This is a genomic window from Mobilicoccus massiliensis, assembly GCF_000826525.2.
GTDB classification, from domain to species: Bacteria; Actinomycetota; Actinomycetes; order Actinomycetales; family Dermatophilaceae; genus Mobilicoccus; species Mobilicoccus massiliensis.
Window position 1 is genome coordinate 1 of sequence record NZ_LN651314.1, and the last position, 1,276, is coordinate 1,276.

Consider the following 1,276-nt stretch of genomic DNA (forward strand, 5'->3'; position numbering starts at 1 on the left):
GCGGCGATCCGGTCGCGAACCAACCGGATCGCTCGTTCACGCAACTCGTCGGGGTACCTCTTCGGTGCAGGCATGACTCCATCCTCCTGGGGAGATCAAGCCCTCCACCCTTCCCGGGGCGATCCACGGATGGATGACGATGCCGCCGAGCAGTCCGCCGACGACCTGGGCATGCGAGACCTGGTGCGAGTGGTACCAGAAGGTCACTTCTTGTTTCGGACGGAATCGGTAGACGTGCTGTTGGCCCGGGCCGACAGCGTTCTGCGTGACCCCGGCTACTCCGTCCTCACCCGAGGGAACGTCGAGCCCGTGCCAGTGCAGTGTGGTGCCCTTCGCGACGTTGTCGTTGCGCAGTACCACCTCGACGAGTTGCCCTCGGCGTGCCTCGAGTGTCGGGCCGGGCGTGCTCCCGTTGACCGTGTAACCGTCGAAGGTGCGTCCGTCGGCGAGGGTCGTGTGCTCACGCCGCACGACCAAGGTGTAGCTGACGTCGGGGCGAGCGCTGCGGTCTCCGAGGAGTTCGGTGACCGGTATGCCGTGTGCCGACCCCGCGGTGTGGCCTTGGTTCGCTCCGGGGCCCGGCCCGTGCCCGGCGCCGGCCGCTGCCGATGGGCCGGGGGTCCCGTAGTCCGCGTATCCCATGTGCATCGCCGAGTAGGTGCTGGGCATCCGGTCGAACCAGACCGTCAGGCCGACGACGGCGAGGATGAGAAGTGCCGCGAGTACGCTTCCCCACCGCGATACCCGGTGCCCACGCGAGGTCACGACGCCACATGCTCCCGCGTGGGGGTTGGCGCCGATGATGACCCGGCACGGAAGGCACGCTGCCCCGCGAGGAGGGCTGTACCGAAGAGGATGACGGCGTTGAGGCCATGGAGCAGGGCGAGCAGTGTCAGGCCGCGCCCGAACATCCCGAGGGCCACCTGCACGGCGATGAGCGTGAGCACGATCGCGGCCCACCGCACCGCGCCGCCGAAGCGTGCGACGAGGCCGACCACGAGAAGGACCACGCCGACGACCGGGATGAGCATCGTCCCGTTCATTCCGTGGATGATGAAGCCCGCCACCTCGGGGAAGTCGGCACCTCCCGGCTGCATGGCACTGTTGTCGATGACGCCCCCGTCAGCGACGTACTTGGCGATTCCGGCGGGGGACTGTCCGGCCAACGGTGTAAGTGGCGTTTTCATTCTCAGCGGTCTTCGGCGGCCGGGATGCGGTCGGCGAAGGTGATGGCGAAGGCGTTCAACGCTGGTTTCCAGCGTGTGACCCATCGTGT

2 protein-coding genes are annotated in these 1,276 nt (G+C 67.7%); both read right to left on the reverse strand.

The window, feature by feature from the left end; all coding sequences use genetic code 11:
* Positions 1 to 36: 36 nt before the first annotated feature.
* Positions 37 to 669 carry a multicopper oxidase domain-containing protein gene (locus tag BN1197_RS00050; protein ID WP_095999815.1) on the reverse strand — a complete coding sequence of 211 codons (633 nt, stop codon included), beginning with the start codon at positions 667 to 669 and terminating at the stop codon, positions 37 to 39.
* 92 nt (positions 670 to 761) lie between these two features.
* Positions 762 to 1,276, reverse strand: a 515-nt coding sequence (locus BN1197_RS00055) for a hypothetical protein (protein WP_217991120.1), incomplete at its 5' end; no start/stop codon positions are given.